At 74.3% G+C, this 25,968-nt stretch carries 24 protein-coding genes and 5 tRNA genes; 8 read left to right on the plus strand and 21 right to left on the minus strand.

Annotation, left to right across the window (positions count from 1 at the left end; all coding sequences use genetic code 11):
* Nucleotides 1–103 precede the first annotated feature (103 nt).
* From Sfr03f_RS13940 to Sfr03f_RS13950, 3 genes are all read left to right on the plus strand, one after another.
* On the plus strand, nucleotides 104–1,360 hold the full coding sequence (locus Sfr03f_RS13940; RefSeq protein ID WP_108954221.1) for an NAD(P)/FAD-dependent oxidoreductase: 1,257 nt from the start codon (nucleotides 104–106) through the stop codon (nucleotides 1,358–1,360).
* Between the two features lie 103 nt (nucleotides 1,361–1,463).
* A complete protein-coding gene (locus Sfr03f_RS13945; RefSeq protein WP_245967560.1) occupies nucleotides 1,464–2,795 on the plus strand; it encodes a lycopene cyclase family protein in 1,332 nt (443 codons plus the stop codon).
* A gap of 131 nt (nucleotides 2,796–2,926) precedes the next feature.
* Nucleotides 2,927–4,423 carry an FAD-dependent oxidoreductase gene (locus Sfr03f_RS13950; protein ID WP_174721605.1) on the plus strand — a complete coding sequence of 499 codons (1,497 nt, stop codon included), beginning with the start codon at nucleotides 2,927–2,929 and terminating at the stop codon, nucleotides 4,421–4,423.
* 58 nt (nucleotides 4,424–4,481) lie between these two features.
* Here Sfr03f_RS13950 and Sfr03f_RS13955 read toward each other — a convergent pair whose 3' ends face one another.
* The 7 genes from Sfr03f_RS13955 to Sfr03f_RS13985 form a co-directional block, all read right to left on the minus strand.
* Entirely contained in the window at nucleotides 4,482–5,489 is a 1,008-nt protein-coding gene (locus tag Sfr03f_RS13955; protein ID WP_108954223.1) for a DUF5914 domain-containing protein, read from the minus strand.
* Nucleotides 5,486–6,493 (minus strand): phytoene/squalene synthase family protein, encoded by a 1,008-nt coding sequence (locus Sfr03f_RS13960; protein ID WP_108954224.1) that lies wholly within the window; start codon nucleotides 6,491–6,493, stop codon nucleotides 5,486–5,488. The genes Sfr03f_RS13955 and Sfr03f_RS13960 overlap by 4 nt, the downstream gene beginning before the upstream one ends.
* A complete protein-coding gene (crtI, locus tag Sfr03f_RS13965; RefSeq protein WP_108954225.1) occupies nucleotides 6,480–8,051 on the minus strand; it encodes a phytoene desaturase family protein in 1,572 nt (523 codons plus the stop codon). Before crtI ends, Sfr03f_RS13960 begins: the two co-directional genes overlap by 14 nt.
* Complete coding sequence (locus tag Sfr03f_RS13970; protein ID WP_245967613.1) at nucleotides 8,048–9,199, minus strand: polyprenyl synthetase family protein; 1,152 nt, start codon at nucleotides 9,197–9,199, stop codon at nucleotides 8,048–8,050. The genes crtI and Sfr03f_RS13970 overlap by 4 nt, the downstream gene beginning before the upstream one ends.
* Before the next feature lie 293 nt (nucleotides 9,200–9,492).
* Complete coding sequence (locus tag Sfr03f_RS13975; RefSeq protein WP_108954227.1) at nucleotides 9,493–10,662, minus strand: D-alanine--D-alanine ligase family protein; 1,170 nt, start codon at nucleotides 10,660–10,662, stop codon at nucleotides 9,493–9,495.
* 180 nt (nucleotides 10,663–10,842) lie between these two features.
* Nucleotides 10,843–11,871 (minus strand): NAD(P)H-dependent glycerol-3-phosphate dehydrogenase, encoded by a 1,029-nt coding sequence (locus Sfr03f_RS13980; protein WP_108954968.1) that lies wholly within the window; start codon nucleotides 11,869–11,871, stop codon nucleotides 10,843–10,845.
* 23 nt (nucleotides 11,872–11,894) lie between these two features.
* Nucleotides 11,895–12,689 carry a lysophospholipid acyltransferase family protein gene (locus tag Sfr03f_RS13985; RefSeq protein ID WP_108954228.1) on the minus strand — a complete coding sequence of 265 codons (795 nt, stop codon included), beginning with the start codon at nucleotides 12,687–12,689 and terminating at the stop codon, nucleotides 11,895–11,897.
* 201 nt (nucleotides 12,690–12,890) lie between these two features.
* Here Sfr03f_RS13985 and cofC point away from each other — a divergent pair, with 201 nt between their 5' ends.
* Together cofC and Sfr03f_RS13995 are read left to right on the plus strand one after the other, a co-directional pair.
* The gene (gene cofC / locus Sfr03f_RS13990; RefSeq protein WP_108954229.1) at nucleotides 12,891–13,532 is read left to right on the plus strand and encodes a 2-phospho-L-lactate guanylyltransferase; all 642 of its coding nucleotides are present in this window, start codon (nucleotides 12,891–12,893) and stop codon (nucleotides 13,530–13,532) included.
* Nucleotides 13,533–13,692: 160 nt separating this feature from the next.
* Complete coding sequence (locus Sfr03f_RS13995; RefSeq protein WP_108954230.1) at nucleotides 13,693–13,905, plus strand: hypothetical protein; 213 nt, start codon at nucleotides 13,693–13,695, stop codon at nucleotides 13,903–13,905.
* Between the two features lie 121 nt (nucleotides 13,906–14,026).
* Here the strand turns inward: Sfr03f_RS13995 and Sfr03f_RS14000 are convergent, their stop codons facing one another.
* The 4 genes from Sfr03f_RS14000 to leuC form a co-directional block, all read right to left on the minus strand.
* Nucleotides 14,027–14,701 (minus strand): HU family DNA-binding protein, encoded by a 675-nt coding sequence (locus tag Sfr03f_RS14000; RefSeq protein ID WP_108954231.1) that lies wholly within the window; start codon nucleotides 14,699–14,701, stop codon nucleotides 14,027–14,029.
* Nucleotides 14,702–14,837: 136 nt separating this feature from the next.
* Nucleotides 14,838–15,068 (minus strand): SCO5555 family protein, encoded by a 231-nt coding sequence (locus tag Sfr03f_RS14005; RefSeq protein WP_108954232.1) that lies wholly within the window; start codon nucleotides 15,066–15,068, stop codon nucleotides 14,838–14,840.
* 326 nt (nucleotides 15,069–15,394) lie between these two features.
* The gene (gene leuD / locus Sfr03f_RS14010) at nucleotides 15,395–15,988 is read right to left on the minus strand and encodes a 3-isopropylmalate dehydratase small subunit (protein ID WP_108954233.1); all 594 of its coding nucleotides are present in this window, start codon (nucleotides 15,986–15,988) and stop codon (nucleotides 15,395–15,397) included.
* A gap of 33 nt (nucleotides 15,989–16,021) precedes the next feature.
* A complete protein-coding gene (gene leuC, locus Sfr03f_RS14015; protein WP_108954234.1) occupies nucleotides 16,022–17,446 on the minus strand; it encodes a 3-isopropylmalate dehydratase large subunit in 1,425 nt (474 codons plus the stop codon).
* Nucleotides 17,447–17,602: 156 nt separating this feature from the next.
* On the opposite strand from leuC, the gene ndgR reads away from it, so the two are divergent.
* Entirely contained in the window at nucleotides 17,603–18,319 is a 717-nt protein-coding gene (gene ndgR / locus Sfr03f_RS14020; protein WP_108954235.1) for an IclR family transcriptional regulator NdgR, read from the plus strand.
* Between the two features lie 117 nt (nucleotides 18,320–18,436).
* Here ndgR and Sfr03f_RS14025 read toward each other — a convergent pair.
* The 8 genes from Sfr03f_RS14025 to Sfr03f_RS14060 all read right to left on the minus strand — a co-directional run bounded on the left by Sfr03f_RS14025 (nucleotide 18,437) and on the right by Sfr03f_RS14060 (nucleotide 22,028).
* Nucleotides 18,437–18,509, minus strand: a tRNA-Glu gene (locus tag Sfr03f_RS14025).
* 28 nt (nucleotides 18,510–18,537) lie between these two features.
* A tRNA-Gln gene (locus Sfr03f_RS14030) sits at nucleotides 18,538–18,609 on the minus strand.
* A 36-nt stretch (nucleotides 18,610–18,645) separates the two neighbouring features.
* Nucleotides 18,646–18,718, minus strand: a tRNA-Glu gene (locus Sfr03f_RS14035).
* A gap of 28 nt (nucleotides 18,719–18,746) precedes the next feature.
* Nucleotides 18,747–18,819, minus strand: a tRNA-Glu gene (locus tag Sfr03f_RS14040).
* Between the two features lie 21 nt (nucleotides 18,820–18,840).
* A tRNA-Gln gene (locus Sfr03f_RS14045) sits at nucleotides 18,841–18,912 on the minus strand.
* 95 nt (nucleotides 18,913–19,007) lie between these two features.
* Nucleotides 19,008–19,754 carry an HAD family hydrolase gene (locus Sfr03f_RS14050; protein ID WP_108954236.1) on the minus strand — a complete coding sequence of 249 codons (747 nt, stop codon included), beginning with the start codon at nucleotides 19,752–19,754 and terminating at the stop codon, nucleotides 19,008–19,010.
* Nucleotides 19,751–21,271, minus strand: a complete 1,521-nt coding sequence (locus Sfr03f_RS14055; protein WP_108954237.1) for a hypothetical protein — start codon at nucleotides 21,269–21,271, stop codon at nucleotides 19,751–19,753. Before Sfr03f_RS14055 ends, Sfr03f_RS14050 begins: the two co-directional genes overlap by 4 nt.
* Before the next feature lie 157 nt (nucleotides 21,272–21,428).
* The gene (locus tag Sfr03f_RS14060; RefSeq protein WP_108954238.1) at nucleotides 21,429–22,028 is read right to left on the minus strand and encodes a YceI family protein; all 600 of its coding nucleotides are present in this window, start codon (nucleotides 22,026–22,028) and stop codon (nucleotides 21,429–21,431) included.
* Between the two features lie 462 nt (nucleotides 22,029–22,490).
* On the opposite strand from Sfr03f_RS14060, the gene Sfr03f_RS14065 reads away from it, so the two are divergent.
* Both Sfr03f_RS14065 and Sfr03f_RS14070 read left to right on the plus strand, forming a co-directional pair.
* Complete coding sequence (locus Sfr03f_RS14065; protein ID WP_174721606.1) at nucleotides 22,491–24,023, plus strand: acyl-CoA carboxylase subunit beta; 1,533 nt, start codon at nucleotides 22,491–22,493, stop codon at nucleotides 24,021–24,023.
* Nucleotides 24,024–24,081: 58 nt separating this feature from the next.
* Entirely contained in the window at nucleotides 24,082–24,279 is a 198-nt protein-coding gene (locus tag Sfr03f_RS14070; protein WP_108954240.1) for an acyl-CoA carboxylase epsilon subunit, read from the plus strand.
* 476 nt (nucleotides 24,280–24,755) lie between these two features.
* Here Sfr03f_RS14070 and Sfr03f_RS14075 read toward each other — a convergent pair whose 3' ends face one another.
* Together Sfr03f_RS14075 and Sfr03f_RS14080 are read right to left on the minus strand one after the other, a co-directional pair.
* Nucleotides 24,756–25,337, minus strand: a complete 582-nt coding sequence (locus Sfr03f_RS14075; RefSeq protein ID WP_108954241.1) for a GTP-binding protein — start codon at nucleotides 25,335–25,337, stop codon at nucleotides 24,756–24,758.
* Entirely contained in the window at nucleotides 25,318–25,920 is a 603-nt protein-coding gene (locus tag Sfr03f_RS14080; protein WP_108954242.1) for a DUF742 domain-containing protein, read from the minus strand. Before Sfr03f_RS14080 ends, Sfr03f_RS14075 begins: the two co-directional genes overlap by 20 nt.
* Nucleotides 25,921–25,968: the final 48 nt, after the last annotated feature.

Here is a 25,968-nt window from a genome sequence, read left to right on the forward strand (position 1 = left end):
GCCGCGTCGAGCGGGCCGGCCGGTACGCGGCCGGGGCATCGGCCCCGGCGGAGCCCGCCGTCCCCGCGGGGGTGGCTCGGGAGGCCCGGAGGGAAGAGGCACCATGAGCGATCAGCCGCCGCACACCCCGGACACCGTGGTCGTCGGTGCGGGTCTCGCCGGTCTGGCCTGCGCGCTGGACCTGTGCCGCGCGGGCCGGCGCGTGGCCCTGCTGGAGGCGTCCGACGGTGTGGGCGGCCGGGTGCGCACGGACCGGCTGGACGGGTTCACGCTGGACCGCGGCTTCCAGGTGTTCAACACCTCGTACCCCCAGGTCAAGCGGCGTCTCGACCTCAAAGCCCTGCGGCTGCGGCCGTTCACCCCCGGCCTGCTGGCACACACCGCGGACGGCCCCGTCCGGCTCTGCGACCCCACCCGCCGCCCCGCGGAGGCGGGCGCGCTGCTGCCGGGGCGGGTCCTTCCGGCCCGCGACCTCGCCGCCCTGGGCGTGATCACCGCCCGCGACGCCGTGCTGCCCGCGCGGGTCCTCACCCGGAGCCCGGACACCCGGTCCACGGCCGCCGCCCTGGCCCGCGCCGGGGTCTCGCCGGGCACCGTGGACGGCGTCCTGCGCCCGTTCCTGGCGGGGGTGTTCCTGGAGGACCGTCTCGAGACCTCCGCCCGCTTCTTCCACCTGGTCTGGCGGACGATGGTCCGCGGCACGCTCTGCCTGCCCGCCGACGGCGTCGGCGCCGTCCCCGCCCAACTGGCCGGCGGCCTGCCCGAGGGCGTGCTCCGCCTCGAGTCACCGGTGCAGGCGGTCACCGACGACGGCGTGCTCCTCGCGGACGGCCGCGAACTGGCCGCCCCGAGCGTCGTGGTGGCGACCGACGCGGCCACCGCGGCGCGGCTGCTGCCGGGAGTGGCCGCACCGGCCGGGCGCACGGTCACCACCTACTACCACGCGGCCGCCCGCCCCCCGCTGGACGAGCCGACGCTGGTGGTGGACAGCACCCTGCGGGTGCTGAACACCTGCGTGCTGAGCGAGGTCACGTCCACCTACGCGCCGCCGGGGACCGCGCTGGTCTCCACCTCGGTCCTGGGCGACGACCGTCCGGGCAGGGGCGAGGAGGTGCTGCGCCGCCTGGGCGAGCTGTACGGGACCGGCACCGGCGACTGGCGGCAGGTCGCCGCGTACACCGTGCGGGGGGCCCTCCCCGTGATGGAGCCGCCGTGGCCGCTGAGCCGCACCACCCGGCTGGGGGCCGGGCGGTACGTCTGCGGCGACCACCGGGCCACCGGCAGCGTCCAGGGCGCGCTGGCCTCGGGCACCCGGGCCGCCCGGGAGGTGCTCGCCGACGCGGCCGCGCCACCCGGCTGACGGAGGCCCGGCCCGCGTGCCGCATCCACCACGGGCCCCGCCGCGGAAGAGACGATGACACGTGCAAGGCCGGCGACCCGCCTGAGACCTCCGGGAGTGGACTGTGACCCTCGACGGCGCGCGCTCCGCCGCGTCCTCCCTGACGTCCGAGGTGGTCGTCCTCGGCGGCGGCGCGGCCGGGCTGAGCCTGGCGCACCGGCTGTCGCGGACCGCGCCCTCCCTCACCCTGACCCTGGTGGAGGCCCCCGACGGCCCCCTGCGCCCGCCCGAGCGCACCTGGTGCCACTGGACCACCGACGACGACACCGACGCGCAGGCCGACGGCGTCCGCACCGAGAGCGACCGTGCCGGCGGTGACCAGGGCGAGGGCGACCGTACCGGCGGCCGCACCGGCGACGGCGACCTGCGCGAGGCGGTCGCCGCCTCCTGGTCCCGTCTGCGCGTCCACGGAGCGGACGGCCGGGCCCTGACCGTGGACCCGGCCCCGCTGCGCTACCGGATGATCCGCTCCCCGGACTTTGAGCGGCTCGTGCACGCCCGGCTGGCCCGCTCCCCCGGCACGAGGATCGTGCGGGCCACCGCGGAGGCGGTGCGGGAGACCGCCGACGGCGCGGCGGTGCGCTGCAGGACACGGGAGGGGCAGACGCTGCTGCTCCACGCCCGCCACGTGTTCGACTCCCGCCCCGCGGACGCCCTGCCGCCGGCCCGCACCCACCTGCTGCAGCACTTCCGCGGCTGGTTCGTGCGCACCGCCGGCGACCGCTTCGACCCCGCGGTGGCCGACCTGATGGACTTCCGCGTGCCGCAGCCGCGCCACGGACTGGCCTTCGGCTACGTGCTGCCGCTGGCGCCCGACCGTGCGCTGGTGGAGTACACCGAGTTCTCCCGCGCCCCGCTGAGCACCGAGGCCTACGAGGCGGCCCTGGACCACTACTGCCGCCGGGTGCTCGGCCTCGGCCCGCTCACCGTGGAGGCGTCGGAGCAGGGCGTCATCCCGATGACGGACGGGCGCTTCCCCCGCCGGCACGGCAGGTCCGTCTTCCGGATCGGCACCGCGGGCGGCGCGACCCGGCCGGCCACCGGCTACACCTTCGCCGCCGTGCAGCGCCAGAGCAGAGCCGTCGCGGACGCCCTGCGCGCGGGCCGGGCGAGCGTGCCCCCGCCGCACGGGCGGCGGGCCCTCGCCATGGACGCGGTGCTGCTGCGGGCCCTGGACACCGGCCGCGTCGACGGCCCCGCCTTCTTCACCGACCTGTTCCGCCGCGTGCCGGCCGAACGCCTGCTGCGCTTCCTCGACGGCCGCACCTCCCTGTGGGAGGAGTTCGGCGTCGGGCTGCGCACCCCCGTCGGCCCGATGCTCCGCACCGCCCTCGAGGTGCCCTTCCTGCGCCGCCGCCCGCCGTCCGCCCCACCCACCGGAGACCACCGCCGATGACGCCCCCCGCCCAGAGCCCGGCCCCCGCCCCCGCCCCCGTCGCCCCGGCCGCGCCCTCACCCGGCCGGCACCCGGCACGGGCCCGCCCGCGCGCCGCCCGCCGGGGCCGCGACCGCAAGGCCGAGGTCCTGATGCCCGCGCCGGGCCGGAGCCGCTTCTCCCCCGGTGACGCCCCGGCCGTCGCCGTGGTCGGCGGCGGCATCGCCGGGCTGGCCGCGGCGACCCTGCTCGCCGAGCGGGGCGCCCGGGTCACCCTCTACGAGCAGGGCACGGCCCTCGGCGGCCGCCTCGCCGGCTGGGGCACCCGCCTCGCCGACGGCTCCGAGGCCACCATGAGCCGCGGCTTCCACGCCTTCTTCCGCCAGTACTACAACCTGCGGGGGCTGCTGCGGCGCACGGATCCGGGCCTCGACCGCCTCCGGCCGCTGCCCGACTACCCGCTGCGGCACAGCGGCGGGCTGACGGACAGCTTCGCCCGGGTGCCGCGCACCCCGCCGTTCAGCGCGCTCGGCTTCGTCGCCCTGAGCCCCACCTTCGGCTGGCGCGACCTGGCGTCGATGGACGCCCGGGCCGCGCTGCCGCTGCTCGACGTGCGGGTGCCCGAGGTCTACGAGCGCTTCGACGGCGTGAGCGCGACGGCCTTCCTGGAGAGCGTCCGCTTCCCGGAGGCCGCGCACCACCTCGCGTTCGAGGTGTTCTCCCGCAGCTTCTTCGCCGACCCGCGCGAGCTGTCGGCGGCCGAGCTGCTGCTGATGTTCCACATCTACTTCCTCGGCTCCTCCGAGGGCCTGCTGTTCGACGTCCCCGCCGAGCCCTTCCCGCAGGCACTGTGGGAGCCGCTCGGCGACTACCTGCGCGGCCTGGGCGCCCGGGTCCGCACCGGCACGGCCGTGCGGGAGGTGCGGCCGGTCGACGGCGGGGGGGTCCAGGTGCTGGCCGGGGAGGAGGCGGAGCGCCACGAAGCGGTCGTGCTGGCCCTCGACCCGGGGGCGCTGCGCACACTCGTCGACGCCTCCCCGGGCCTCGGCACCGCCGCTTGGCGGGACGACGTGGCCGCGCTGCGGACCGCGCCGCCCTTCCTGGTCTCCCGGCTCTGGCTGGACCGGCCCGTGCGCGCCGACCGGCCCGGTTTCCTCGGCACCAGCGGCTACGACGGCCTCGACAACATCAGCGTCCTGGAGCGGTACGAGGGCGAGGCGGCCCGCTGGTCGGCCCGGACCGGCGGGTCGGTGGTGGAGCTGCACGCCTACGCCGTCCCGCCCGGCGCGGACCGGCAGGAGACGCAGGACCGGCTGCTCGCCGCCCTGCACCGGGTCTACCCGGAGACGGCGGGCGCCCGCCTGGTGGACGCCCGGCACGAGTGGCGGGCCGACTGCCCCTTCTTCCCGGTCGGTTCGTACCACCGGCGGCCGGCCGTGCGCACACCCGATCCCCGGGTGACGCTGGCCGGTGACGCGATCCGCTGCGACCTGCCGGTGGCGCTGATGGAGCGCGCCGCGACCACCGGGTTCCTGGCGGCCGGCGCGCTGCTCGCCGACCGGGGTGTGCGCGGGCAGGTCCTGTGGACGGTGCCCCGCGCGGGCCGCTCCCCCGCCCTGCGGGCCCTGGGCGCCCTGGCCGCCCGCTGAGCACCGCTCCGCCCCCGCCGCCCGGACACCGGCCGGCGGGGGGGCGGAGCGAAGGGTCTCAACCCGGGAAGCGACCCGTGCTGCGCAGCTGCCAGCGGCGTTCGGCGTAGGCGAGGTCGTCGCGCCACAGGCGGCCGGCGGTCCGCCGCATGAGCGGGCGCAGCACCGGCGCGACGGCCCGGGCCAGGGCGAAACCGCGCCGGTCCGAGGCCGCGACGACCGCCTCGACGACGACGGTCCGCGGCCGGGGGTCGCCGGGGGCGGTCAGCGGGGTGGCGTGGGTCTCCACCACCGAGGTGCTGCCCTCCCCCTCGGTGATGTGCATGACGACCGTGCGCGGCTCGGGGGCGGTGAACTCCGCGCGGACCGGCACCACCAGGCGGTCGGTCACCCGGAAGGAGACGTCGACGACGAACGCGTCGTCGTCCTCCCCCTCGGGCGGCCGGGCGACCGTCAGGTCGACGAACGAGTAGGGGTGGAACCAGGAGCCGTGCCAGGGGTCGAGCCGGTTGGCGACCACGTCCTCCGGCTCGCACCGCCCGACGGCGGTGAACACCGAGTCCACCCCGGCGCCGTCGGCCGGCCGCACCGGGACGACGGGGAGCTCCGTCGGCTCCTCGCCGCCCGCCCGGTCGAGCCGGACCCACACCAGCACGCCGTCGTCGTGCACCGGGTACGGCTCCCACCCGGCGGTCGGGCCGCCCTTCAGGGCCAGGCCGTGCCAGTGGCACACGAGGGTCCCGCACACCACCCGGCTGTCCCGCAGCGGGGCGCCCAGGTGCGGGCAGACGCCCGGACCGGCCCGCAGTCCGCCGTCCTCGGCGCGCCACAGCACCACCTCCACCCCGGCGACGGTCCTGCCGTACGGGCGGTCCCCGGCGCGCACGCCGCGGGAGGAGCCGACGACGAACCAGTTGCCGGAGGGCCGGGCCGAGGCCCGCTTCAGCGCCTCGGCGATGAGGCCGGGGCGCGCGTCGCGCCAGGTCGGCGTCTGGGACGCCCAGTCCGACCGGCGACGGCGCCGCAGGGGGGACGTCCAGCCGTCGCCTTCCGCTCGGTCGCTCACCTCACGGGTCCTTTCAGAGGGGTTCGGGAGGACGGCGCCGCGCGGCCCGGGCGGGGCGCGCGGCGTGCGGTGCGGGCGCGGACCCGCGCACCGGCGATGCCCGCGAGCCCGGCGGCCGCGGTGGCGGCGCGCCGCCCGGCGGACACCACGGCACGGCGGTGCAGCACCCGGTAGTCCTGCCCGGCGATCACGTCGAGGATGCCGCCGTACAGCGTGAACGCGGCGCGCACGCAGGGCCGGGTGAGCGGGTCGAGGAGCGCGATGCCGGGTTCCGCCGCGCGGTACACCTTCCTGGTCAGCTCCTCGGCGGCGATCATGGCGGCCCGGATCCGCGGGTCGGCGCGGCCGGTGCGGCGGCTCCACTCCAGCAGCGGCCGGTCCACGCCGTGGGAGGCGAGGAGGTCGGCCGGCAGGTAGATGCGGCCGCGGTCCAGGTCCTCGCCGACGTCCCGCAGGAAGTTGGTGAGCTGGAAGGCCTCACCGAGGGCGGCCGCGTACGGCGCGGCTTCCTCGCGCGGTCCCACCGTGCCGAGCACGGGGAGCACCTGCAGCCCGATCACCGCGGCCGACCCGTGCATGTAGGCCCGCAGGTCGCCGTAGGTGGGGTAGTCGGTGACGTGCAGGTCGCTGCGCATCGAGGCGAGGAAGTCGGCGAACAGGGTGTGCCCGATCTCGTACCGCTCGGCGGTGTCGGTGACCGCCTTGACCACCGGGTCGTCCCCCTCGCCGGTGCGCAGCGCCCGCGCGAGGTCGTCCTCGAGGCGGCGCAGCGCCCGGTCGCGGTCCTCGCGCGTCGCGCCCTCGCCGAGGTCGTCGACCAGGTCGTCGGCCCGCCGGGCGAAGCCGTACAGCGCGTGCACGGCCGGCCTGCGCTCCACCGGCAGGAGGCGGGTGGCCAGGAAGTAGGTCCTGCCGTGCCGGGCGTTGAGGGCGCGGCAGCGGGTGTAGGCGTCGCGCAGCGCGGGATCGGTGATCCGCGCCGCGTCCAGTTCACGGCGCGTCATGGACACCTGCCGGGGTCGGCGGGACGGCGCGGCCGCCCCGGGGTGCGGAGGGGAGGTGCACGGAGGTCCGGCGGACGGCCGGGCCGGTGACCCGGGCGGCGGCGAGCTTGCCGCTGATGAGCACCGTGGGCACGCCGACGCCCGGGGTGGTGCCGCAGCCGGCGAGCACCACGTTCTCCGCGCCGCGCACCAGGTTGCGCGGCCGGAAGGGGCCGGTCTGGGCGAAGGTGTGGGACACCGAGAAGGGGCTGCCCGCCGCGTGTCCCTGGGCCGCCCAGTCCAGCGGCGTCACCAGCATCTCCTCCTGGACGCTGCCGGCGAAGCCGTCGAGTCCGCGGCGCTCGAGTTCGGCGACCAGGCTGTCGCGGTAGCGCGGGCCCAGGGCGTGCCAGTCGGCCGCGGCGGGGCCGACGGCGGTGTTCGGGCAGGGCGCCAGGACGTAGTGGAGGTGCCGGCCGGGCGGGGCGAGGCCGGGGTCGTGCGTGGTGGGCCGGGTGATGAGCAGGGAGGGGTCGCTCATCAGCTTCCCGGAGCGGGTGAGTTCCTCGAAGGTGTCCTCCCAGGCGTGCCCGAAGGACAGGGTGTGGTGGGCGAGCGAGTCCCAGGTGCGGTCCGTGCCGGCGTGCAGGACGACGGCGGACGGCGAGTGCCGCAGCCGCACCGGGCGCTTCGGGGCGCCTCCCAGCAGGTCGTGCGCGGCGGGGAGTTCGCAGGTCAGCACCACGGCGTCGCAGGCGATCCGTTCGCCGGAGGCCAGCCGCACGGCGCGCACCCGGCCGGCCGTGCGTTCCAGCTCGGTGACCTCCGACGACCAGCGCAGTTCGGCGCCCGCCCTGGCCGCCGCGTCGGCCATCCCGCGGGGCAGCGCGTGCATGCCGCCCTTGGGGAACCAGACGCCGGCGACGGTGTCCATGTAGGCGATCACCGCGTAGGCCGCGAGGGCCCGGGCGGGCGCGACCCCGGCGTACAGGGCCTGGAAGGAGAACACGCGGCGCAGCCGGGGGTCGTCGATGAACCGGCCGATGCGGCGGTCCAGGCGGCCGAAGCCGCCGAGGGCGGCGAGGCGGGCCAGGTCCGGGTGGAGCAGCTGGAAGGGCGAGTCGAAGTTGGTGTCGATGAAGCGCCGCATCTGGGCCCGGTACAGCCGCTCCAGCCAGTCCCGCAGCCGGCGGTAGCCCGCCGCCTCGGCCGGCCCGGCGAACCGCCTGACCTCGTCCTCCATGGCCGTGCCGTCGGTGTGCACGTCGAGCGCGCTGCCGTCGGCGAAGCTCGCCCGGTAGGCCGGGTGCAGGGGCGTCAGCTCGACGTGGTGGCGCAGGCTGTCGCCCACCGCGGCGAAGGCCTCGTCGGCCAGGTGCGGCATGGTCAGCACGGTGGGGCCGGTGTCGATCTCGTACCCTCCGAGGCTGACCCGGCCGGCCCGGCCGCCGGGGCCGTCCTCGCGTTCGACGAGGGTGACGCGGCGTCCCGCGCCGAGCAGGTGCAGGGCGCAGGCGAGGCCGGACAGGCCGGCGCCCACCACGACGACGTGGTCCGTGGGACCCGGTACCGTCCTCACGCCTCCTCCCCGGGGACGTCGCCGTGGTCGAGGGCGACGCCCGCGGCCCGCTCGACCAGGGCGGCGAACTCCCGCCGGACGGCGGGGTGGGCGCCGGTGCTGCCGAAGTGCCGCAGGGCGTCCTCGGCCAGCTCGCCGATCCTCGACTCGACGGCCTTGCGGGCCCCGGTCCGCGTCAGCGCTGCCCGCATCCGCCGCAGGTCCTGCTCGGTGCCGGTGGGCGCGCCGACGGCGAGCGCCGCGGCGGCCTCGGTGTCGCCGGTGGCCTCGGCGAGGCGGACGCCGGCGGCGAGCAGGCAGGTGAGCTTGCGGGTGCGCAGGTCGTCGTCGGCGGGCTTGCCGGTGAGAGCGGGGTCGCCGAACGCGCCGAGCAGGTCGTCGCGGAGCTGGAACGCCAGTCCCGCGCTGCGGCCGGCGCGGCGCAGCGCCTCCGTCGCGTCGGCTCCCGCCCCGGCCAGGGTGGCGCCCAGCGCGAGGGGGCGCTCGACCGTGTACAGGGCGCTCTTGAGGGTGGCGACGGTCATCGCCTCGTCCATTCCGGACGCCCCGGTGGCCTGCGCGTGCAGGTCGCGGTACTGGCCCGCCACCATCTCGCCGCGCATGGCCCGCCATTCGCGCAGCAGCCGGCGGCCGTGCGGGGAGTCGAGGGCGGTGTCGGCCATGAGGTCGTCCGCCCAGGTGAGGGCCAGGTCCCCGGCGAGCACGGCGGCGGACAGGGCGAAGGCCGTGCCGTCGCCGCCGGGCGTCGTGGCGCGGTGCAGTTCGGCGAACTCCACGTGCAGCGCCGGGGCGCCGCGGCGCAGCGCGGAGCCGTCCATCACGTCGTCGTGGACCAGCGCGCACGCCTGCAGCAGCTCCAGGGCCGCGCCGGTGCGCAGGACGGGCGCCGGGTCCCCGGTGCCGCCGGCGGCCTGCCAGCCGCACCAGGCGAACGCGGCGCGCATCCGGCGGCCGCCGCGCCGGACGAACGCGGCGAGACGGTCGGCGACGTCGCGCGCGTACACGGGGTCCGTGTCGCGGGCGCGGGCCAGCGCGTCGTCGAGCACGTCCGCGAGTTCCGCCTCGACCGCCCGGACGGCCTCGCGGGCCGTGGGCGGACCTCCGGGCGGCCTGGCCTGTTCGGCCACCGCGAGCCGCAGTCCCAGCATGCGCAACCCCTCTTCACTCTCGGTCACCTGCATACCTGTGCTTCGGCCGAGGGATGGTGAATGGATGCGCTGATTCCTTCCCGCTCCGGGCCCTTCCGGCGGACCACGTCACCCCACCGGCCGTACGGGCGCGTCCGAACGGTCCGCGGGGGGCGGGCCGCTCGCCGGACGGCGACGCACGACGGCCCCGCGCGGCGGTGACGCCGGGCGGGGCCGAGGAGGACGGGGCCGGGGGTGGGAGGGGGCGGGGCCGTCCCGCCGGGCACGGGCAGGAGGCCGCGGTGAGGGGTGGGTCAGCGGAGGCCGGTGCGGCGGCGCAGGGCGGCCTGGATCAGCCGGTCGACCAGCTCGGGGTAGGACACCCCGGTCTCCTGCCACATCCGCGGGTACATGGAGATGGGCGTGAACCCCGGCATCGTGTTGATCTCGTTGATCACGAACTCCCCCTCCCGGGTGAGGAAGAAGTCCGCCCGCACCAGGCCCTCGCACGAGGCCGCGTCGAACGCCTCGATCGCCAGCCGCTGGATCTCCGCGGTCTCCTCGGGCGTGAGCGGCGCCGGCACGATGCCGGCCGCGGAGTCGATGTACTTGGCCTCGAAGTCGTAGAAGGAGTGGCTCTGCGCGGGCGGGATCTCCGCGGGGACGCTGGCCCGCGGCCCGTCCTCGAACTCCAGGACGCCGCACTCGATCTCGCGCCCCACCACCGCCGCCTCGACGATGATCTTCGGGTCGTGGAACTGGGCCTCGGCGATCGCCTCGTCCAGCCCGGACGGGTCGTCGACCTTGGTGATGCCGATGGACGAGCCCGCCCGCGCCGGCTTCACGAACAGCGGCCAGCCGTGGTCCCCGGCGAGGTCCACGATCTTCCTGCGGGCCGCGGCCCGGTCCTGCTCCCACTCGCGCGGGCGGATCACGACGTACGGGCCGACCTTGAGGCCGAAGGAGGTGAAGACCCGCTTCATGTACTCCTTGTCCTGGCCGACGGCCGAGGCGAGGACGCCCGCGCCGACGTACGGGATGCCGGAGAGCTCGAGCAGGCCCTGCAGCGTGCCGTCCTCCCCGTAGGGGCCGTGCAGGACGGGGAAGACCACGTCGACCTCGCCCAGGGTCTTGGAGACCGACCCGGGCTCGCTGTAGACGACCTCGCGGCTGGAGGGGTCCACGGGGAGCACCACGCCGCCCTCGGTCGACTCGGCGAGGTCGTCCACGCCCGGCAGGGCGCGTTCGGCGATCGCCATGCGGTCCGGCTCGTCGGCGGTCAGGGCCCAGCGCCCCTCCCGGGTGATGCCGATCGGCAGGACGTCGTACTTCGTCCGGTCGATCGCGCGCAGCACGGCGCCGGCGGTCACCACGGAGATGCCGTGCTCGGAGCTGCGGCCGCCGAAGACGACGGCGACACGCGGCTTGCGCTGCGGTTCCTCGGCGGTCCGCTCAGGGCTCTGGGGGAGGTTCTGGGTGCTCATAACGGATTGAGCGTACCCGCTGCTTCCGGCCAGGTCGGCGGACGCGCTCGGGCACACGGTCGATTCGCCCGGTCTGCCCCGCGCCGGGTGCCGGCCGGGCGGCGCGGCGGCCTTCGGGCCCCCCGCCGGGCGGTCCGGCCCCGCGCCCGGGCGCCGGCCGGACCTTCGCGGACGGACTCGTCAGCGCCTCTCCGGCTTGGGGTCGCGCCCCATCAGCTCCTTGAGGGCGACCACCGGCGGCTTCCCCTCGTGGACGATCTCCACGACCATCTCGGTGATCGGCATGTCCACCCCGTGCCGGTGGGCGAGGTCGCGCACCGACTCGCAGGACTTGACGCCCTCGGCGGTCTGCCGGGTGACGGCGATGGTCTCCTCCAGCGTCATCCCCTTGCCGAGGTTGGTGCCGAAGGTGTGGTTGCGCGACAGCGGCGAGGAGCAGGTGGCGACCAGGTCGCCGAGGCCGGCCAGGCCGGCGAAGGTCAGCGGGTCGGCGCCCATGGCGAGCCCGAGCCGGGTGGTCTCGGCGAGGCCCCGGGTGATCAGCGAGCCCTTGGCGTTGTCGCCGAGGCCCATGCCGTCGGCGATGCCGACCGCGAGACCGATGACGTTCTTGACCGCGCCGCCGAGTTCGCAGCCCACCACGTCGGTGTTGGTGTAGGGGCGGAAGTACGGGGTGTGGCAGGCGGCCTGGAGGCGGCGGGCGACCGGCTCCTCGGCGCAGGCCACCACCGCGGTGGTGGGCAGCCGGGAGGCCACCTCGCGCGCCAGGTTGGGCCCGGTGACCACGGCGACCCGCTCGGGGCCGACCTTGGCGACCTCGGCGACCACCTCGCTCATCCGCATCGCGGAGCCGAGCTCGACGCCCTTCATCAGCGAGACCAGCACGGTGCCGGGGGCGAGCAGGGGCGTCCAGGCGGCCAGGTTGCCGCGCAGGGTCTGGGAGGGGACCGACAGGACGGTGAAGTCCGCGTCGCGGGCCGCCTCGGCGGGGTCGGCGGTGGCCCGGATCCCCGCGGGCAGCTCGACGCCGGGCAGGTAGTCGGCGTTCACCCGGGTGGAGTTGATCGCCTCGGCCACTTCCGGGCGGCGCGCCCAGAGGGTCACCTCACAGCCCGCGTCGGCGAGCACGACGGCGAAGGCGGTGCCCCAGGAGCCGGCGCCGAAGACGGCGGCCCGGACGGGTCCGGCCGGGCGGGCCTCGCTGCCCACGGGGTCGTTCGCGGCGGGGTCGGTCACTTGCCGTTCCCCTCCCCCGCCGTGGCGGCGGGCCCGCCCGTCCGCTCGGCGGCCTGACGGGCGGCGGCCCGGCGGCGCTGCTCGAGGCGGACCTCGCGCGGGTCGTAACGGCGCTCGGGCGCCTTCTCGCCGCGGATCTGCTCCAGCTCGCGGGTGATGGCGTCCATGATCGCCTCGGTGCACTCCTTGAGGAGTTCGGGCGTCATCTCACGGTCGTGGAAGCGGGAGAGGTCGATGGGCGGGCCGGCCACCACGCGGGCGGTCTTGCGCGGGAAGGGGCTGGGCTTCTTGCTGTAGGGCGGCAGCAGCTCGTTGGCGCCCCACTGGGCGACCGGGATCACCGGGCACTTGGTGCTCAGAGCGACCCGGGCGGCGCCCGTCTTGCCGGTCATCGGCCAGACGTCGGGGTCGCGGGTGAGGGTGCCCTCAGGGTAGAAGGCCACGCACTCGCCGCGGTTCACCGCGTCGATCGCGGCGCGGAAGGCGCTGAGGGCGTCGGTGGACTCGCGGTAGACCGGGATCTGGCCGGTGCCGCGCATCATGGTGCCGACGAACCCCTTCTTGAAGAGCCCGCTCTTGGCGAGGAAGCGCGGCAGGCGGCCGGTGTTGTACTGGTAGTGCGCGTACACGAGCGGGTCCACGTGCGAAATGTGGTTCACGACCGTGATGAAGCCGCCCTCGGCCGGAATGTTCTCCATTCCCCGCCAGTCCCGCTTCAGCAGAAGCACCAGCGGCGGTTTTGCGATGACCGCTGCGAAGCGGTACCAGAAGCCGATTCTGCGGCGAGGCACGCGCACACCTTCCTCTTGGGCACGTCCGGCCGTACGGGGCCGGGGCCTGGTTCTTCGGTCACGTCGGTCGCGAGTCGCACAAGTGTGGCTCCGGGCCGACCGTCTGTCGAGAACACCGTACGCCCCGTCCGACGACGGCCGTCGTCCTGCCGCCGGAGCCGCGGGGGGACAATGTGGGCGACAAGAGAGGTACGAACGCGCGTGCACTGGACCCTGGTCATCCCCCTGAAGCCCCTCACGCGGGCCAAGAGCAGGCTGTCGGACGCCGCCCCGGACGTCCTGCGGCCGGGGCTCGCGCTGGCGTTCGCGCAGGACACGGTGGCCGCGGCGCTGGCCTGCGGCGCGGTCCGGGATGTGGCGGTCGTCACGGACGACCCGCTGGCCGCGCGCGAACTGGGCGGCCTGGGCGCACGCGTCGTGCCGGAGGCCACGGCGGGCGGCGGGCTGAACGCGGCGCTGGCCCATGGCGCCTCGGTGGTGCGCCGGGAGCGGCCCGGGGCGGAGGTAGCGGCGCTGAACGCCGATCTCCCGGCACTGCGGCCGATGGAATTGGCCCGTGTCCTGCACGCCGCGGAGGAATTCCCCCGCGCCTTTCTGGCGGACGCGGCGGGAATCGGGACGACTTTGCTGACGGCGTCGTCCGGCGTCGAATTGCGCCCGCAATTCGGTCCGGATTCCCGGGCCCGGCACGCCGCCTCGGGCGCCGCCGAGCTGCTGGTGCCGGACGTGGAGTCGGTCCGTCAGGACGTGGACACCGGCGCCGACCTGCGCGCCGCCTGGGCCCTGGGCGTGGGCCCGCGCACGGCGGCCGCGGCCGCGCGCCTCCTGCCGGCCCGCCCCTGACCGGGACCGGTGCCACCACTCCCCCGCGACCGCGCCACCGCACCACCACTCGCCCGCGAACGCAGCCACCGCGCCACCACTCCTCCGCGACCGCGCCACCGCACCCCCGCGTCCCGCGGACGCGCCGGGCGCGGACCCGCCCCGCCGGTACGCTGAGCGCATGCAGGCCACCGCTTACACCTTCGACCCGGACACCCGCACCGGTCAGGTGCTCCTCGACGACGGCACGCCGGTCCCCTTCGACGCCGCCGCCTTCGACGCGGGCGGCCTCCTGCTGCTGCGCTCCGGGCAGCGGGTGCGCCTGGAGGTCGGCGAGAAGCCGGCGGCGGACGGCATCCCGCACATCACCCTGATCACGCTGCAGACCTTCTGAGACCCGGCCCGTCGGAGCCTCCCGGGCTCCGGGGCCCGCCCGCCCCTGAACGCGCCGCGGGCCGGACTCCGAGGAGGAGTCCGGCCCGGCGCGCGAGCTGTCCCAGGGGTGCGTGACGGTCCTACTTGCCGCCGCGCGAGGTCGTCTTCTTCGCGGCGGTCGTGCGCGCAGCGGACTTCTTGGCGGGCGCCTTCTTCGCGGTGGCCTTCTTCGCCGGGGCCGACGTGCTCTTCTTCGTGGCGGCGGAGGTCTTCTTGGCCGTCGCGGTGGTCTTCGCGGGGGTGGTCTTCTTGGTGGCGGCGGAGGTCTTCTTCGCCGTCGCCGGCGTGCTCTTCTTCGCGGCGGCCGTGGTCTTCTTGGCCGCCGCCGTGGTCTTCTTCGCGGCCGTGGTCTTGGCGGCGGAGGCCTTCTTCGCGGCGGTGGTCTTCTTGGCCGCGGCCTTCTTCACGGTGGCGGCGGCGCCGCCGGTGAGGCTGCCCTTGGGGGCCTTCTTGACCGCGACGTCGTTCTTGGGCAGCTTCTTGGAGCCGCTGACCAGGTCCTTGAAGCCCTGACCTGCACGGAAGCGCGGCACGGAGGTCTTCTTCACCCGCACCCGCTCCCCCGTCTGGGGATTGCGGGCGTAGCGCGCCGGACGGTCGACCTTCTCGAAGGAACCGAAACCGGTGACCGACACCCGGTCCCCGGCGACGACCGCGCGGACGATGGCGTCCAGGACCGCGTCCACCGCGTCGGCGGCCTGCTGACGGCCACCGACCTTGTCGGCAATCGCTTCTACGAGCTGCGCCTTGTTCACGTCTTCCCCTTCGGAGACATTGCCAGAACGTATCCGTTCAAGCGTTTTCGCACGTTAGGCAGATATATACCGCAAATCAAACACGAAACGGGCTAATCACCCTTGTGCCGCAACGGACTCGACCGCCCCGGAGGGCTCAGAGACTCTCCGCGGGGAATCGCCCCTGCGCGAGGTCGTCCGTGAACCGCTCCAGCCGCTTCGTCGCGTCACCGAGATCGTGTTTGGCAGCCGCCGTGATGATCAGCAGCTTCCGGGTCAGCGCCACCCGTACGCCCTCCGGGACTTGCAGTGCGCGCACTCTTGTGTGCGCTTCCTTGAGCCGGTCCGCGACTGCCGCATAGAGCGCGAGTTGGCCGTCGTGTTCCATGCACAGATTGTGCCATCTAGGGCGAGTTGTCGCCTGCGCAGGGTGCAACTGCCGTCTCGGCGAGCCCTTCGACGACACCGTCCGCAGGCGGCGTCAGAGCTCGAATACCCGCGCAACACCGCAGCTAAAACCAGGAGTTGGGAACGAATCGGGCACCGTCAACACGGCTCCGCCACGCCGCGCGGAGGTACCCCCAATCGTGGCGGCGGGGCGTTGCGGGCCCTTCGCGCGGTGGCCGAAAAAGGCCCCCGGAACCGACCGGTCAGGTCGGTTCCGGGGGCCTCGACGGCTCGGGGCTCAGCGCCCGGGCGTCGCTCAGGCGTCGCTCACGCGGCGAGCGTCCTGGGCTTGTGGGCGGGGCGCTTGGCCTCGTAGGCGGAGATGTCCGCCTCGTTGCTCAGGGTGATGGAGATGTCGTCGAGGCCGTTCAGCAGCCTCCAGCGGGAGTTCTCGTCCAGCTCGAAGGAGGCGGTGACGCCCTCGGCGCGCACCTCGCGGGCCTCGAGGTCGACGGTGACCTCGGCGGTCGGGTCCTTCTCCACCAGCTCCCACAGCGCGTCCACCACGGACTGCTCCAGCACCACCGTGAGCAGGCCGTTCTTCAGCGAGTTGCCCCGGAAGATGTCGGCGAACCGCGAGGAGATCACGGCCTTGAAGCCGTAGTTCTGCAGCGCCCAGACGGCGTGCTCACGGGAGGAGCCGGTGCCGAAGTCGGGGCCGGCCACCAGGACGGTGGCGCCCGCCCGCTCGGGGCGGTTGAGGACGAACTCCGGGTCCTTGCGCCAGGCCTCGAAGAGCCCGTCCTCGAACCCGTCCCGGGTCACCTTCTTGAGCCAGTGCGCGGGGATGATCTGGTCGGTGTCGACGTTGCTGCGGCGCAGCGGGACGGCCCGGCCGGTGTGAACGGTGAAAGCTTCCATGTCTCGGTTCCTCGTTCCTCGGTGCCGGATCGCTCAGACGCCGGCGGTGGCGGGCGCGTCGGACAGGTCGGCCGGGGAGGCCAGCCGGCCCAGGACGGCGGTGGCGGCGGCCACCGGCGGCGAGACCAGGTGGGTGCGCCCGCCCTTGCCCTGCCGCCCCTCGAAGTTGCGGTTCGAGGTGGACGCGGAGCGCTCGCCGGGGGCCAGCTGGTCCGGGTTCATGCCCAGGCACATCGAACAGCCCGCGTGACGCCACTCGGCGCCGGCCTCCTTGAAGACCACGTCCAGACCCTCGGAGACGGCCTGCAGGCCCACCCGCGCGGAGCCGGGCACGACGAGCATCCGCACGCCGTCGGCGACCTTGCGGCCCTTGATGATCTCGGCGACCGAACGCAGGTCCTCGATGCGGCCGTTGGTGCAGGAGCCGACGAAGACGGTGTCGACCGCGACCTCGCGCAGCGGGGTGCCGGCCTCCAGGCCCATGTACTCCAGGGCCTTCTCGGCGGCGAACCGCTCGGAGGGGTCCTCGAAGGAGGCCGGGTCCGGGACCGTCGCCGAAAGCGGCGCGCCCTGGCCGGGGTTGGTGCCCCAGGTGACGAACGGGGCGAGCTCCGCGGCGTCGATGACGACCTCGGCGTCGAACACCGCGTCCTCGTCGGTGCGCAGGGTCCGCCAGTACTCCACCGCGGCGTCCCAGTCGGCGCCCTCGGGGGCGTGCGGGCGGCCCTTGAGGTACGCGAAGGTCGTCTCGTCGGGGGCGATCATGCCCGCTCGGGCGCCGGCCTCGATCGACATGTTGCAGATGGTCATCCGGGCCTCCATCGAGAGCTTCTCGATGGCGCTGCCGCGGTACTCCAGGATGTAGCCCTGGCCGCCGCCGGTGCCGATCTTCGTGATCACGGCGAGGATCAGGTCCTTGGCGGTGACGCCGTCGGGCAGCTCGCCGTTCACCGTGATCGCCATGGTCCTCGGGCGGGCCAGGGGCAGCGTCTGGGTGGCCAGCACGTGCTCGACCTGCGAGGTGCCGATGCCGAAGGCCAGCGCGCCGAAGGCGCCGTGGGTGGAGGTGTGCGAGTCGCCGCAGACCACCGTGGTGCCGGGCTGGGTGAGTCCGAGCTGCGGTCCCACCACGTGGACGACGCCCTGCTCGACGTCGCCCAGCGAGTGCAGCCGGACGCCGAACTCCGCGCAGTTCTTGCGCAGGGTCTCCAGCTGGGCGCGGGAGACCGGGTCCGCGATCGGCTTGTCGATGTCGATCGTCGGGGTGTTGTGGTCCTCGGTGGCGATGGTGAGGTCGAGGCGGCGCACGGTGCGGCCGCTCTTGCGGAGGCCGTCGAAGGCCTGGGGGCTGGTCACCTCGTGGAGCAGGTGCAGATCGATGTAGAGGAGGTCGGGCTCGCCCTCGGCGCGCCGGACGACATGGTCGTCCCAGACCTTCTCCGCCAGTGTCCTACCCATCGCTTTCCCTTCGGCGGGGACCACGTCGGCCCCGCACTTCGTGAGACTCAGGTGGCGGCCGACCGAAGCAGCGACCACGACGCCATGCGTCCAGAGTGGCGGCTCCCACGCGAAAGTGAACTTGCGTTTCACAGAGTGAGACGCGAATATCGTTGCATGGACAACAGCAGCGGCGTCGGCGTTCTGGACAAGGCGGCCCTTGTGCTGAGCGCTCTCGAGTCCGGTCCGGCCACCCTCGCGGGTCTGGTCGCGGCGACCGGACTGGCAAGGCCTACGGCACATCGACTGGCCGTGGCCCTGGAGCATCACCGCATGGTGGCGCGTGACATGCAGGGCCGTTTCATTCTCGGGCCGCGCCTGGCCGAGCTGGCCGCAGCGGCCGGCGAGGACCGGCTCCTGGCCACCGCCGGCCCGGTGCTCACGCATCTGCGCGACGTCACCGGCGAGAGCGCCCAGCTCTACCGCCGGCAGGGCGACATGCGGATCTGCGTCGCCGCCGCCGAGCGCCTGTCCGGACTGCGGGACACCGTGCCCGTGGGGTCGACGCTGACCATGAAGGCCGGTTCGTCGGCGCAGATCCTGATGGCCTGGGAGGAGCCGGAGCGGCTCCACCGCGGCCTGCAGGGCGCCCGGTTCACCGCGACCGCGCTCTCCGGCGTGCGGCGCCGCGGCTGGGCGCAGTCCATCGGCGAGCGCGAGCCGGGCGTGGCCTCGGTCTCCGCCCCGGTGCGCGGCCCGTCGAACCGGGTGGTGGCGGCGGTGTCCGTCTCCGGCCCGATCGAGCGCCTCACCCGGCACCCCGGCCGGATGCACGCGCAGGCCGTCATAGACGCGGCCTCGCGGCTCTCCGAGGCGCTGCGGCGCTCCAGCTGACCCCTGCCGGCCCGTGCCCGCCTCCGCGCGGGCGCGGGCCGTCCTCGACATCCCGCACCACCCGCCACCGCACACGGAGAAGGGTCCCGTTCATCGAACGGGACCCTTCTCCATCTGTACCCCCGACCGGATTCGAACCGGCGCTACCGCCTTGAGAGGGCGGCGTGCTAGGCCGCTACACAACGGGGGCGAGGATCGTACGTTTCCGCAGATCCGAGCTGGTCTACCTGGACTCGAACCAAGACTAACTGAACCAGAATCAGTCGTGCTGCCAATTACACCATAGACCAATGCATGGCTGACCAATGCGTGGTTAGACCAGTTTGTACCCCCGACCGGATTCGAACCGGCGCTACCGCCTTGAGAGGGCGGCGTGCTAGGCCGCTACACAACGGGGGCCTTTTGTCGATCCTCCGAAGAGAACCAGTACCCCCGACCGGATTCGAACCGGCGCTACTGCCTTGAGAGGGCAGCGTGCTAGGCCGCTACACAACGGGGGCTTTGCAGATGAGCTCTGCGAGCTGGCCTACCTGGACTCGAACCAAGACTAACTGAACCAGAATCAGTCGTGCTGCCAATTACACCATAGGCCACTGGAACGCAAGCCCCCCGAGCGGGAGGATCTTGTTCTAGTTGTGCGCTTCCGGTTCCGGGCTCCTGGCCCGTTCCCCTCGGCGCAGGAAGAACATTACCCGAAGGTTGACCGTGCTCCAAAACGGGATTCCGCCCCCGGCGCCCCCAGCACCCCGGGCAGCTCCGCCAGCGAGCGGATGCGCCGCCATGCGCGGTCCCCCTCCTCGCCGGGCGGCTCCTCCCCGTGGCGGTCGATCCAGACGGAGAGCAGGCCGGCCTCGGCCGCGCCCCGCCCGTCGATCTCCGGGTGGTCGCCCACGTAGGCGACCTGCCCCGGCGGCAGCGCGAGGGCGTCGCAGGCCGCGTGGAAGGCGGCGGCCTCCGGCTTGGAAACGCCCAGCTCGGCCGCGCAGAGGACGGCCTCGAAGCGGTCGAGCACGCCCAGCGTCCGCAGCTTGCGCTCCTGCACCAGGAGGCTCGAGTTGGAGAGCACCGCGTGGCGGTGGCTGGGGACCAGGGCCTCCAGGGCCGGCAGGAAGTCCGGGAAGAGCGCCCAGGACGCCTCGTAGTGGGCGACGTACCGCTCGAACCAGGCGTCGGCCTGGGCGTCGTCGAGGTCGTCGCGGCCGGTGAAGGTCCGCACCCGGTCGCGCCGGTGCTCCTCGTAGGTGACCTCCCGGGCGGCGAAGCGCCCCCAGTGCAGCTCGGTCACCTCCCGCCAGCGGGCGAGGGCGTGGTCGGGGCCGTCGAACCCGGCCAGCAGGCCCTCGGCGGCGAGGTGGGCGGCGATGCCCTCGCGGTCCGCCGTGCGGTAGTCGAAGAGGGTGTCGTCCACGTCCCACAGGACGGCCCTGACGGTCATGGTCCGACCGTACTCCCGGCGAGCGGCCCGTGTCCCCGGTTCGGCCCCGCGGGCCCGCCGGGCGGGAGCCAGGCGACGTGCCCCCCGGCCAGCTCCGCGGGCCGCCAGCCGCCCGCGAACCCCGGCGGACGGCGGCCGTCCACGGTGATCACGGCGAGCGGCCTGGTGTGCCCGAGCCGCAGCAGCCCCGCCACCGTGATGGAGCCGTCGTGGCCGCCGACCGGTTGCCGGGAGGAGCAGCCGGCGTAGTAGGCGACCGGCACGAACTGGTCCCCGGCGATCACGCACGGCGGCCGCACCCCCAGCCGGCGCAGTTCCGCGGCGACGGCGGTCAGCTCCCGGTGCTGCGCCCGGCTGCGCTCGGTCACCTCCGCCGCCACCGCCAGCTGGACGGCGAGGTGACCGGCCAGGAGCAGCGCGAGCCCTCCGCCCAGCGCGAGGCGGCGGCGGCCCCGGGTGCGGCCCACCGCCCGCGTCGCGGCCACCACCGCCTCGGCCACCGGGACGGCCAGCAGGGCGTAGGCGGGCAGCAGGAAGCGCGGGGCCGCGTAGTCGATGGTGAACAGGTACGTGACGGCGAGGGAGGAGGCGACGACGGCGGCGAGGACGGAGGCCGCCTGGCGTCCGGCCCGCCGGGCGACGAGCGTCCCGGCGACGGTGACCGGCGGCAGCAGGAACCACCAGACGGCGGTCCACCGGTGGTTCCAGGGACCGACGCAGGGGCGGCACAGGGTGCGGCCGACCAGCGAGCGGATCTGGTCGTCGACCGCGAAGCGCAGACCCATGCCCCCCTGGATGTCGCCCGCCCGGCTCAGCCGGGCCAGGAGGCCCCCGTAGGACGTGTACGCCTCGACCACCCAGGGCAGCGCGCCCAGGGCCAGGCCGCCGGCCAGCAGGAGGGGAAGGAGCCGCCGGTGGCGCCAGGCGGGGACCAGGAGGGCGGCGGCGCACAGCGGCAGGGCGAGCCACAGACCGTCGGCGGGGCGCATCAGGGCCACGAACGCGACGGCCGCGGCCGCGCACCAGGGGGCGCGGCGGTCCCGGGTCCCGCCGGGGCGGCGCACCGCGCGCAGGAACCAGCCGGTGGCCGCCAGCGCGCCCAGGGCGCACCAGAGGTTGGGCATGGCGCGGGGGCCGTAGAAGAGCGAGATCCACAGGCCGGCGAAGAACAGCCCCGCCACCCCGAGCACCGGGGGCGGCAGCAGGGCGCGCCAGACGCGCAGGGCGAGCAGGAGCCCCAGTCCGGCGAGCAGGGCCAGGTAGACGCGCAGGGCCGCCGGGGAGGCGGCGGAGCCGGTGAGGGCGGCGACCGGGGCGCTCAGCCAGCTGACCCCCCGCGCGCGGGGGGCGGAGAAGAAGGCGGCCGGGGTGCCGCCACCCTCGACCTGGGTGACGTAGACGATCTCGTCCCAGCCGAGGCCGGTGCCGGGCACCAGGACGAGCTGGGCCGCGGTGAAGACGGCGGCGGCCGCCGCGGGCCACAGGAGTGCGGGGCGCGCGTCCACGAGCTGAGGCATGGGGCCACCTTGCGGGCGGACGGCCGCGCCGCCGGTCCGGCGCGGGGGCGGCGTCCCGCAGGAGGGGGACAGGGTGTAGCCCGTGTGCCCCCGGAAGGGTCGGCCACGCGTGTCCCCCGCCCCGTCCGGGGCGGGGGACTTCCGCAGCCCACCCGCGTCACGCGTTCTTGATCGCGGAGATGTCGAAGCGGAGCTTGATCTTGTCCGAGACGAGCACGCCGCCGGTCTCCAGCGCGGCGTTCCAGGTGACGCCCCAGTCGGAGCGGGAGATCTCGCCGCGGCCCTCGAAGCCGACGCGCTCGTTGCCGAACGGGTCCTTGGCGGCGCCCTGGAACTCCAGGTCGATCGTGACCTCCTTGGTGACGCCGAGGAGGCTGAGGTCGCCGGTCACCCGGTAGTCGTCGCCGCCGGCGGCCTCGACGGCGGTGGAGCGGAAGGTCATGGTCGGGAACTCGTCGGTCTTGAAGAAGTCCGCGCTCCGGAGGTGACCGTCGCGGTCCGCGGAACCGGTGTCGATGCTGTTCACCACGATGTCCAGCGAGGCGGTGGACTTCGACGGGTCGGAGCCGTCCAGGTGCAGGGTGCCGGTGAACTCCCGGAACTGGCCCTTGACGTTGGTGACCATGGCGTGGCGGGCGACGAAGCCCAGCGTGGTGTGCGACGGGTCGACGGTGTAGTCGCCGGTCAGGGCGGCGAGGTCCGGGCTGACCGGGGCGGTCGCGGCGGCGTCGTCGTTGTGGCGGTTGAAGAGACCCATGACGTGCTCCTTGGAGATGTGCGGACGGAACGGGACCTTGTCGGTTGAAGTTTCAACAACTCCCGACGACCACGAAGGTAGCGCGGTTCTGTTTAAGATTCAACCGTCCCGGTCGGGCTTCTGTTCCTGAGGACTTACTGCCGCACTTTTCGCGGCGCGTGCTGGAGACTTCCTGAAGGCGTCACCCGCTCGGCCCTCACCGTCCGGCCACGTCGCCCCTCACCCGGACGGCGCAGCCGCTTTGTGGCACCCCCACAACGGCACGGGCGGTTCGGCAGGAGGAATGCCTGCACCGTTGGGGTCTTCTGTCCGGTAGCACCAGGAAATGGCGCCGGACACTGTACGGAGTCGACGGTCCGGTCCGTCCGTCCCGCTTCGTATGGTCGCTACATGACCGTTGTGGAAGAGGCACTTGACGAGCCCACGGAGGACCTGACCGAGCCGGCCGACGCCCGCGGGCGGGTGGCGGAGCTGCACCAGATCCGGGCGCGCGCGCTGGCCGGACCGAGCGACAAGGCCACCGAGGCCCAGCACGCCAAGGGCAAGCTGACCGCACGGGAGCGCATCGAGCTGCTGCTGGACCCCGGGTCCTTCCAGGAGGTCGAGCAGCTGCGCCGGCACCGGGCCACCGGCTTCGGCCTCGAGCACAAGAGGCCCTACACGGACGGCGTGATCACCGGCTGGGGCACGGTCGAGGGCCGCACGGTCTTCGTGTACGCCCACGACTTCCGCATCTTCGGCGGCGCGCTGGGCGAGGCCCACGCCACCAAGATCCACAAGATCATGGACATGGCCATCGCGGCCGGCGCGCCCCTGGTGTCGCTCAACGACGGCGCCGGCGCCCGCATCCAGGAGGGCGTCTCCGCCCTGGCCGGCTACGGCGGCATCTTCCAGCGCAACACCAAGGCCTCCGGCGTCATCCCGCAGATCAGCGTGATGCTCGGCCCGTGCGCGGGCGGCGCGGCCTACAGCCCCGCCCTCACCGACTTCGTCTTCATGGTCCGCGAGACCTCGCAGATGTTCATCACCGGTCCGGACGTGGTCAAGGCCGTGACCGGCGAGGAGATCACCCAGAACGGCCTCGGCGGCGCGGACGTGCACGCGGAGACCTCGGGCGTCTGCCACTTCGCGTACGACGACGAGGAGACCTGCATCGCCGAGGTGCGGTACCTGCTGTCGATGCTCCCGCAGAACAACCGGGAGAACCCGCCGCGTCTGCCCTCCGGCGACGCGGTGGAGCGGCGCTCGGAGGTGCTCCTCGACCTGGTCCCCGCGGACGGCAACCGGCCGTACGACATGACCAAGGTCATCGAGGAGATCGTCGACGACGGCGACTACCTCGAGGTGCACGAGCGCTGGGCGCGGAACATCGTCTGCGCGCTCGGGCGGCTCGACGGCCAGGTCGTCGGCATCGTCGCCAACCAGCCGCAGGTGCTGGCGGGCGTCCTGGACATCGAGGCCAGCGAGAAGGCCGCGCGCTTCGTCCAGATGTGCGACGCCTTCAACATCCCGATCCTGACCTTCCTGGACGTCCCGGGCTTCCTGCCGGGCGTCGACCAGGAGCACGGCGGCATCATCCGCCACGGCGCGAAGCTGCTGTACGCGTACTGCAACGCCACGGTGCCCCGGATCTCGCTGATCCTGCGCAAGGCGTACGGCGGCGCGTACATCGTCATGGACTCGCAGTCCATCGGCGCGGACCTCACGTACGCCTGGCCGACCAACGAGATCGCGGTGATGGGCGCCGAGGGCGCCGCCAACGTGATCTTCCGCCGGCAGATCGCTGACGCCGAGGACCCGGAGGCCATGCGGACCCGCATGGTCAAGGAGTACAAGTCCGAGCTGATGCACCCGTACTACGCCGCGGAACGGGGACTCGTCGACGATGTGATCGACCCCGCCGAGACGCGCGAGGTGCTGGTGCGGTCGCTGGAGATGCTGCGCAGCAAGCACGCGGACCTGCCCTCGCGTAAGCACGGCAACCCGCCCCAGTGACGGGCCGCGCCGTCGCCTCGTCCCTCTTCCCCGAACCTTTCAACCAGGAGTGCATGTGATGACCGCAGGTGTCGACATCCGCGTCGAGAAGGGTCACGCCGAGCCCGAGGAGCTCGCCGCGCTCACGGCCATCCTGCTGGCCCGGGCGACCGGTGCGGCGTCCGCCGAGCCCGCCGCCCGCGGCGGCTCGGTGCGGGCCGGCTGGCGTCGCCTGGAGCGCGAGCCGGGCTTCCGGATGCCCCACAGCTGGCGCTGACCCCGCCCACACGCCACACGCGCCGCGGCCCGCCCTCTCCCCGCGAGAGGGCGGGCCGCGGCGCGTACGGGTGCGGGCACGGGTGCGCGACGAGCAGGCGCCGCCGCGGTGGGCGGGGGGGCTGCCGCGGATGGCGGGGGGCTGCCGCGGATGGCGGGGCCGGCACGGTGGGCGGGGGCCGGCGCGGATGGCGGGGCCGGCACGGTGGGCGGGGCCGGCGCACCGGTGCCCGGGGTGCCGTGTCGTCGCTCGCGGGGCTCCGGCCCACCGGCACGCCCCGGAAGCCGCGGCGCGGGCTCCGCGCCCTCCAGCGCCGCCTGAAGACCGCCCGGGGTGCCCGGGGCCGCTTGCGGCCGCCTGGGACCGCCCGGACCGCTCGAACGCCCAATCCGGCGGCGCCGTGAGGGGCGCCGCCGGATTCGGGGCGGTTCGTCGGCCGGCGCCGCGCGTCCTGCGGACGGCTGCCGGAGGCGGGACTACCGGAGGCGGGCCATCAGCGCGTGCTCGACGAGCGTGATGAGGGCCGACTTGGCGTCCGCCCGGTGCCGCGCGTCGGTGGTGATGATCGGGGTGTCCGGCCCGATCTGCAGCGCCTCCCGCACCTCCTCCGGCTGGTACGGCTGGTGGCCGTCGAAGCCGTTGAGGGCGATGACGAAGGGGAGACCCGAGTTCTCGAAGTAGTCGACCGCGGGGAAGCAGTCGGCGAGACGCCGGGTGTCCACCAGGACCACCGCGCCGATGGCGCCGCGGACCAGGTCGTCCCACATGAACCAGAACCGGTCCTGTCCGGGGGTGCCGAACAGGTACAGGATCAGGTCCTGGTCCAGCGTGATGCGGCCGAAGTCCATGGCGACCGTGGTGGTCTTCTTGTCCCCGGTGTGGGTGAGGTCGTCGATGCCCGCCGAAGCGGACGTCATCACGGCCTCCGTGCGCAGCGGGTTGATCTCCGAGACCGCGCCGACGAACGTGGTCTTGCCCACGCCGAAGCCGCCCGCCACCACGATCTTCGCGGAGGTGGTGGAGCGGGAAGGACCACCGTCAGAGCTTGCGAAGTCCACTGAGCACCCTTTCGAGCAGTGTCACGTCTGGCTGGCCGCCGGCGCTCTCGTCGCCGCCGGGCTGATGAATGGCGACCAGGCCCGCCTCCGCCAAGTCGGCGACGAGGATCCTGGCCACGCCGAGAGGGATCTGCAGCAGGGCCGAGACCTCGGCGACCGACTTGATCTCCCGGCAGAGGTTGCAGATCCGCTGATGCTCGGGAAGCTGCCCCTGCATCTGGTGCGGCTGCGCGGTGGTGTGCACCAGCGCCTCGATGGCGAGCTGGTACCGGGGCCTGGTACGGCCGCCCGTCATCGCGTACGGACGCACCAGGGGGTTGTTCTTGGCCGCCTGCGACTGGCCGCCGGCGGACGACGACTCGTGAGCCCGCCGCTGCGACGCCGCAGAACGGTCGTACGGCGCAGCCGGCTGCCCGTACGGAGAATGCTGTCCCGGACCCTGCGGGTTCTGGGGGGCGTACGGCTGCTGGTGCGTGTGGCCCGCAGCGGAGGAGAAGTCGTAGGACTGCTCGCCGTGCTGCCCGCTCTGGCCCTGGTCGTACGACCAGCCGCCCTGGTTCGGACCGCCTGGGGGTGTTGCCACTCTCTCTCCTCCTCCAACTGTGCCGGGCACCCGACGTGTGGAAACCGC

It is taken from the genome of Streptomyces fragilis, from assembly GCF_003112515.1.
Taxonomy (GTDB): domain Bacteria; phylum Actinomycetota; class Actinomycetes; order Streptomycetales; family Streptomycetaceae; genus Streptomyces; species Streptomyces fragilis.

Excerpts from the sequence above, each read along its gene's own strand:
- Sfr03f_RS13940 (WP_108954221.1), top strand. The coding sequence starts at position 104 with ATGAGCGATCAGCCGCCGCACACCCCGGACACCGTGGTCGTCGGTGCG.
- Sfr03f_RS13950 (WP_174721605.1), top strand. The coding sequence starts at position 2,927 with ATGCCCGCGCCGGGCCGGAGCCGCTTCTCCCCCGGTGACGCCCCGGCC.
- Sfr03f_RS13960 (WP_108954224.1), bottom strand. The coding sequence starts at position 6,493 with ATGACGCGCCGTGAACTGGACGCGGCGCGGATCACCGATCCCGCGCTG.
- Sfr03f_RS13970 (WP_245967613.1), bottom strand. The coding sequence starts at position 9,199 with ATGCTGGGACTGCGGCTCGCGGTGGCCGAACAGGCCAGGCCGCCCGGA.
- Sfr03f_RS13975 (WP_108954227.1), bottom strand. The coding sequence starts at position 10,662 with ATGAGCACCCAGAACCTCCCCCAGAGCCCTGAGCGGACCGCCGAGGAA.
- Sfr03f_RS13995 (WP_108954230.1), top strand. The coding sequence starts at position 13,693 with ATGCAGGCCACCGCTTACACCTTCGACCCGGACACCCGCACCGGTCAG.
- Sfr03f_RS14005 (WP_108954232.1), bottom strand. The coding sequence starts at position 15,068 with ATGGAACACGACGGCCAACTCGCGCTCTATGCGGCAGTCGCGGACCGG.
- leuD (WP_108954233.1), bottom strand. The coding sequence starts at position 15,988 with ATGGAAGCTTTCACCGTTCACACCGGCCGGGCCGTCCCGCTGCGCCGC.
- leuC (WP_108954234.1), bottom strand. The coding sequence starts at position 17,446 with ATGGGTAGGACACTGGCGGAGAAGGTCTGGGACGACCATGTCGTCCGG.
- ndgR (WP_108954235.1), top strand. The coding sequence starts at position 17,603 with ATGGACAACAGCAGCGGCGTCGGCGTTCTGGACAAGGCGGCCCTTGTG.
- Sfr03f_RS14050 (WP_108954236.1), bottom strand. The coding sequence starts at position 19,754 with ATGACCGTCAGGGCCGTCCTGTGGGACGTGGACGACACCCTCTTCGAC.
- Sfr03f_RS14055 (WP_108954237.1), bottom strand. The coding sequence starts at position 21,271 with ATGCCTCAGCTCGTGGACGCGCGCCCCGCACTCCTGTGGCCCGCGGCG.
- Sfr03f_RS14060 (WP_108954238.1), bottom strand. The coding sequence starts at position 22,028 with ATGGGTCTCTTCAACCGCCACAACGACGACGCCGCCGCGACCGCCCCG.
- Sfr03f_RS14070 (WP_108954240.1), top strand. The coding sequence starts at position 24,082 with ATGACCGCAGGTGTCGACATCCGCGTCGAGAAGGGTCACGCCGAGCCC.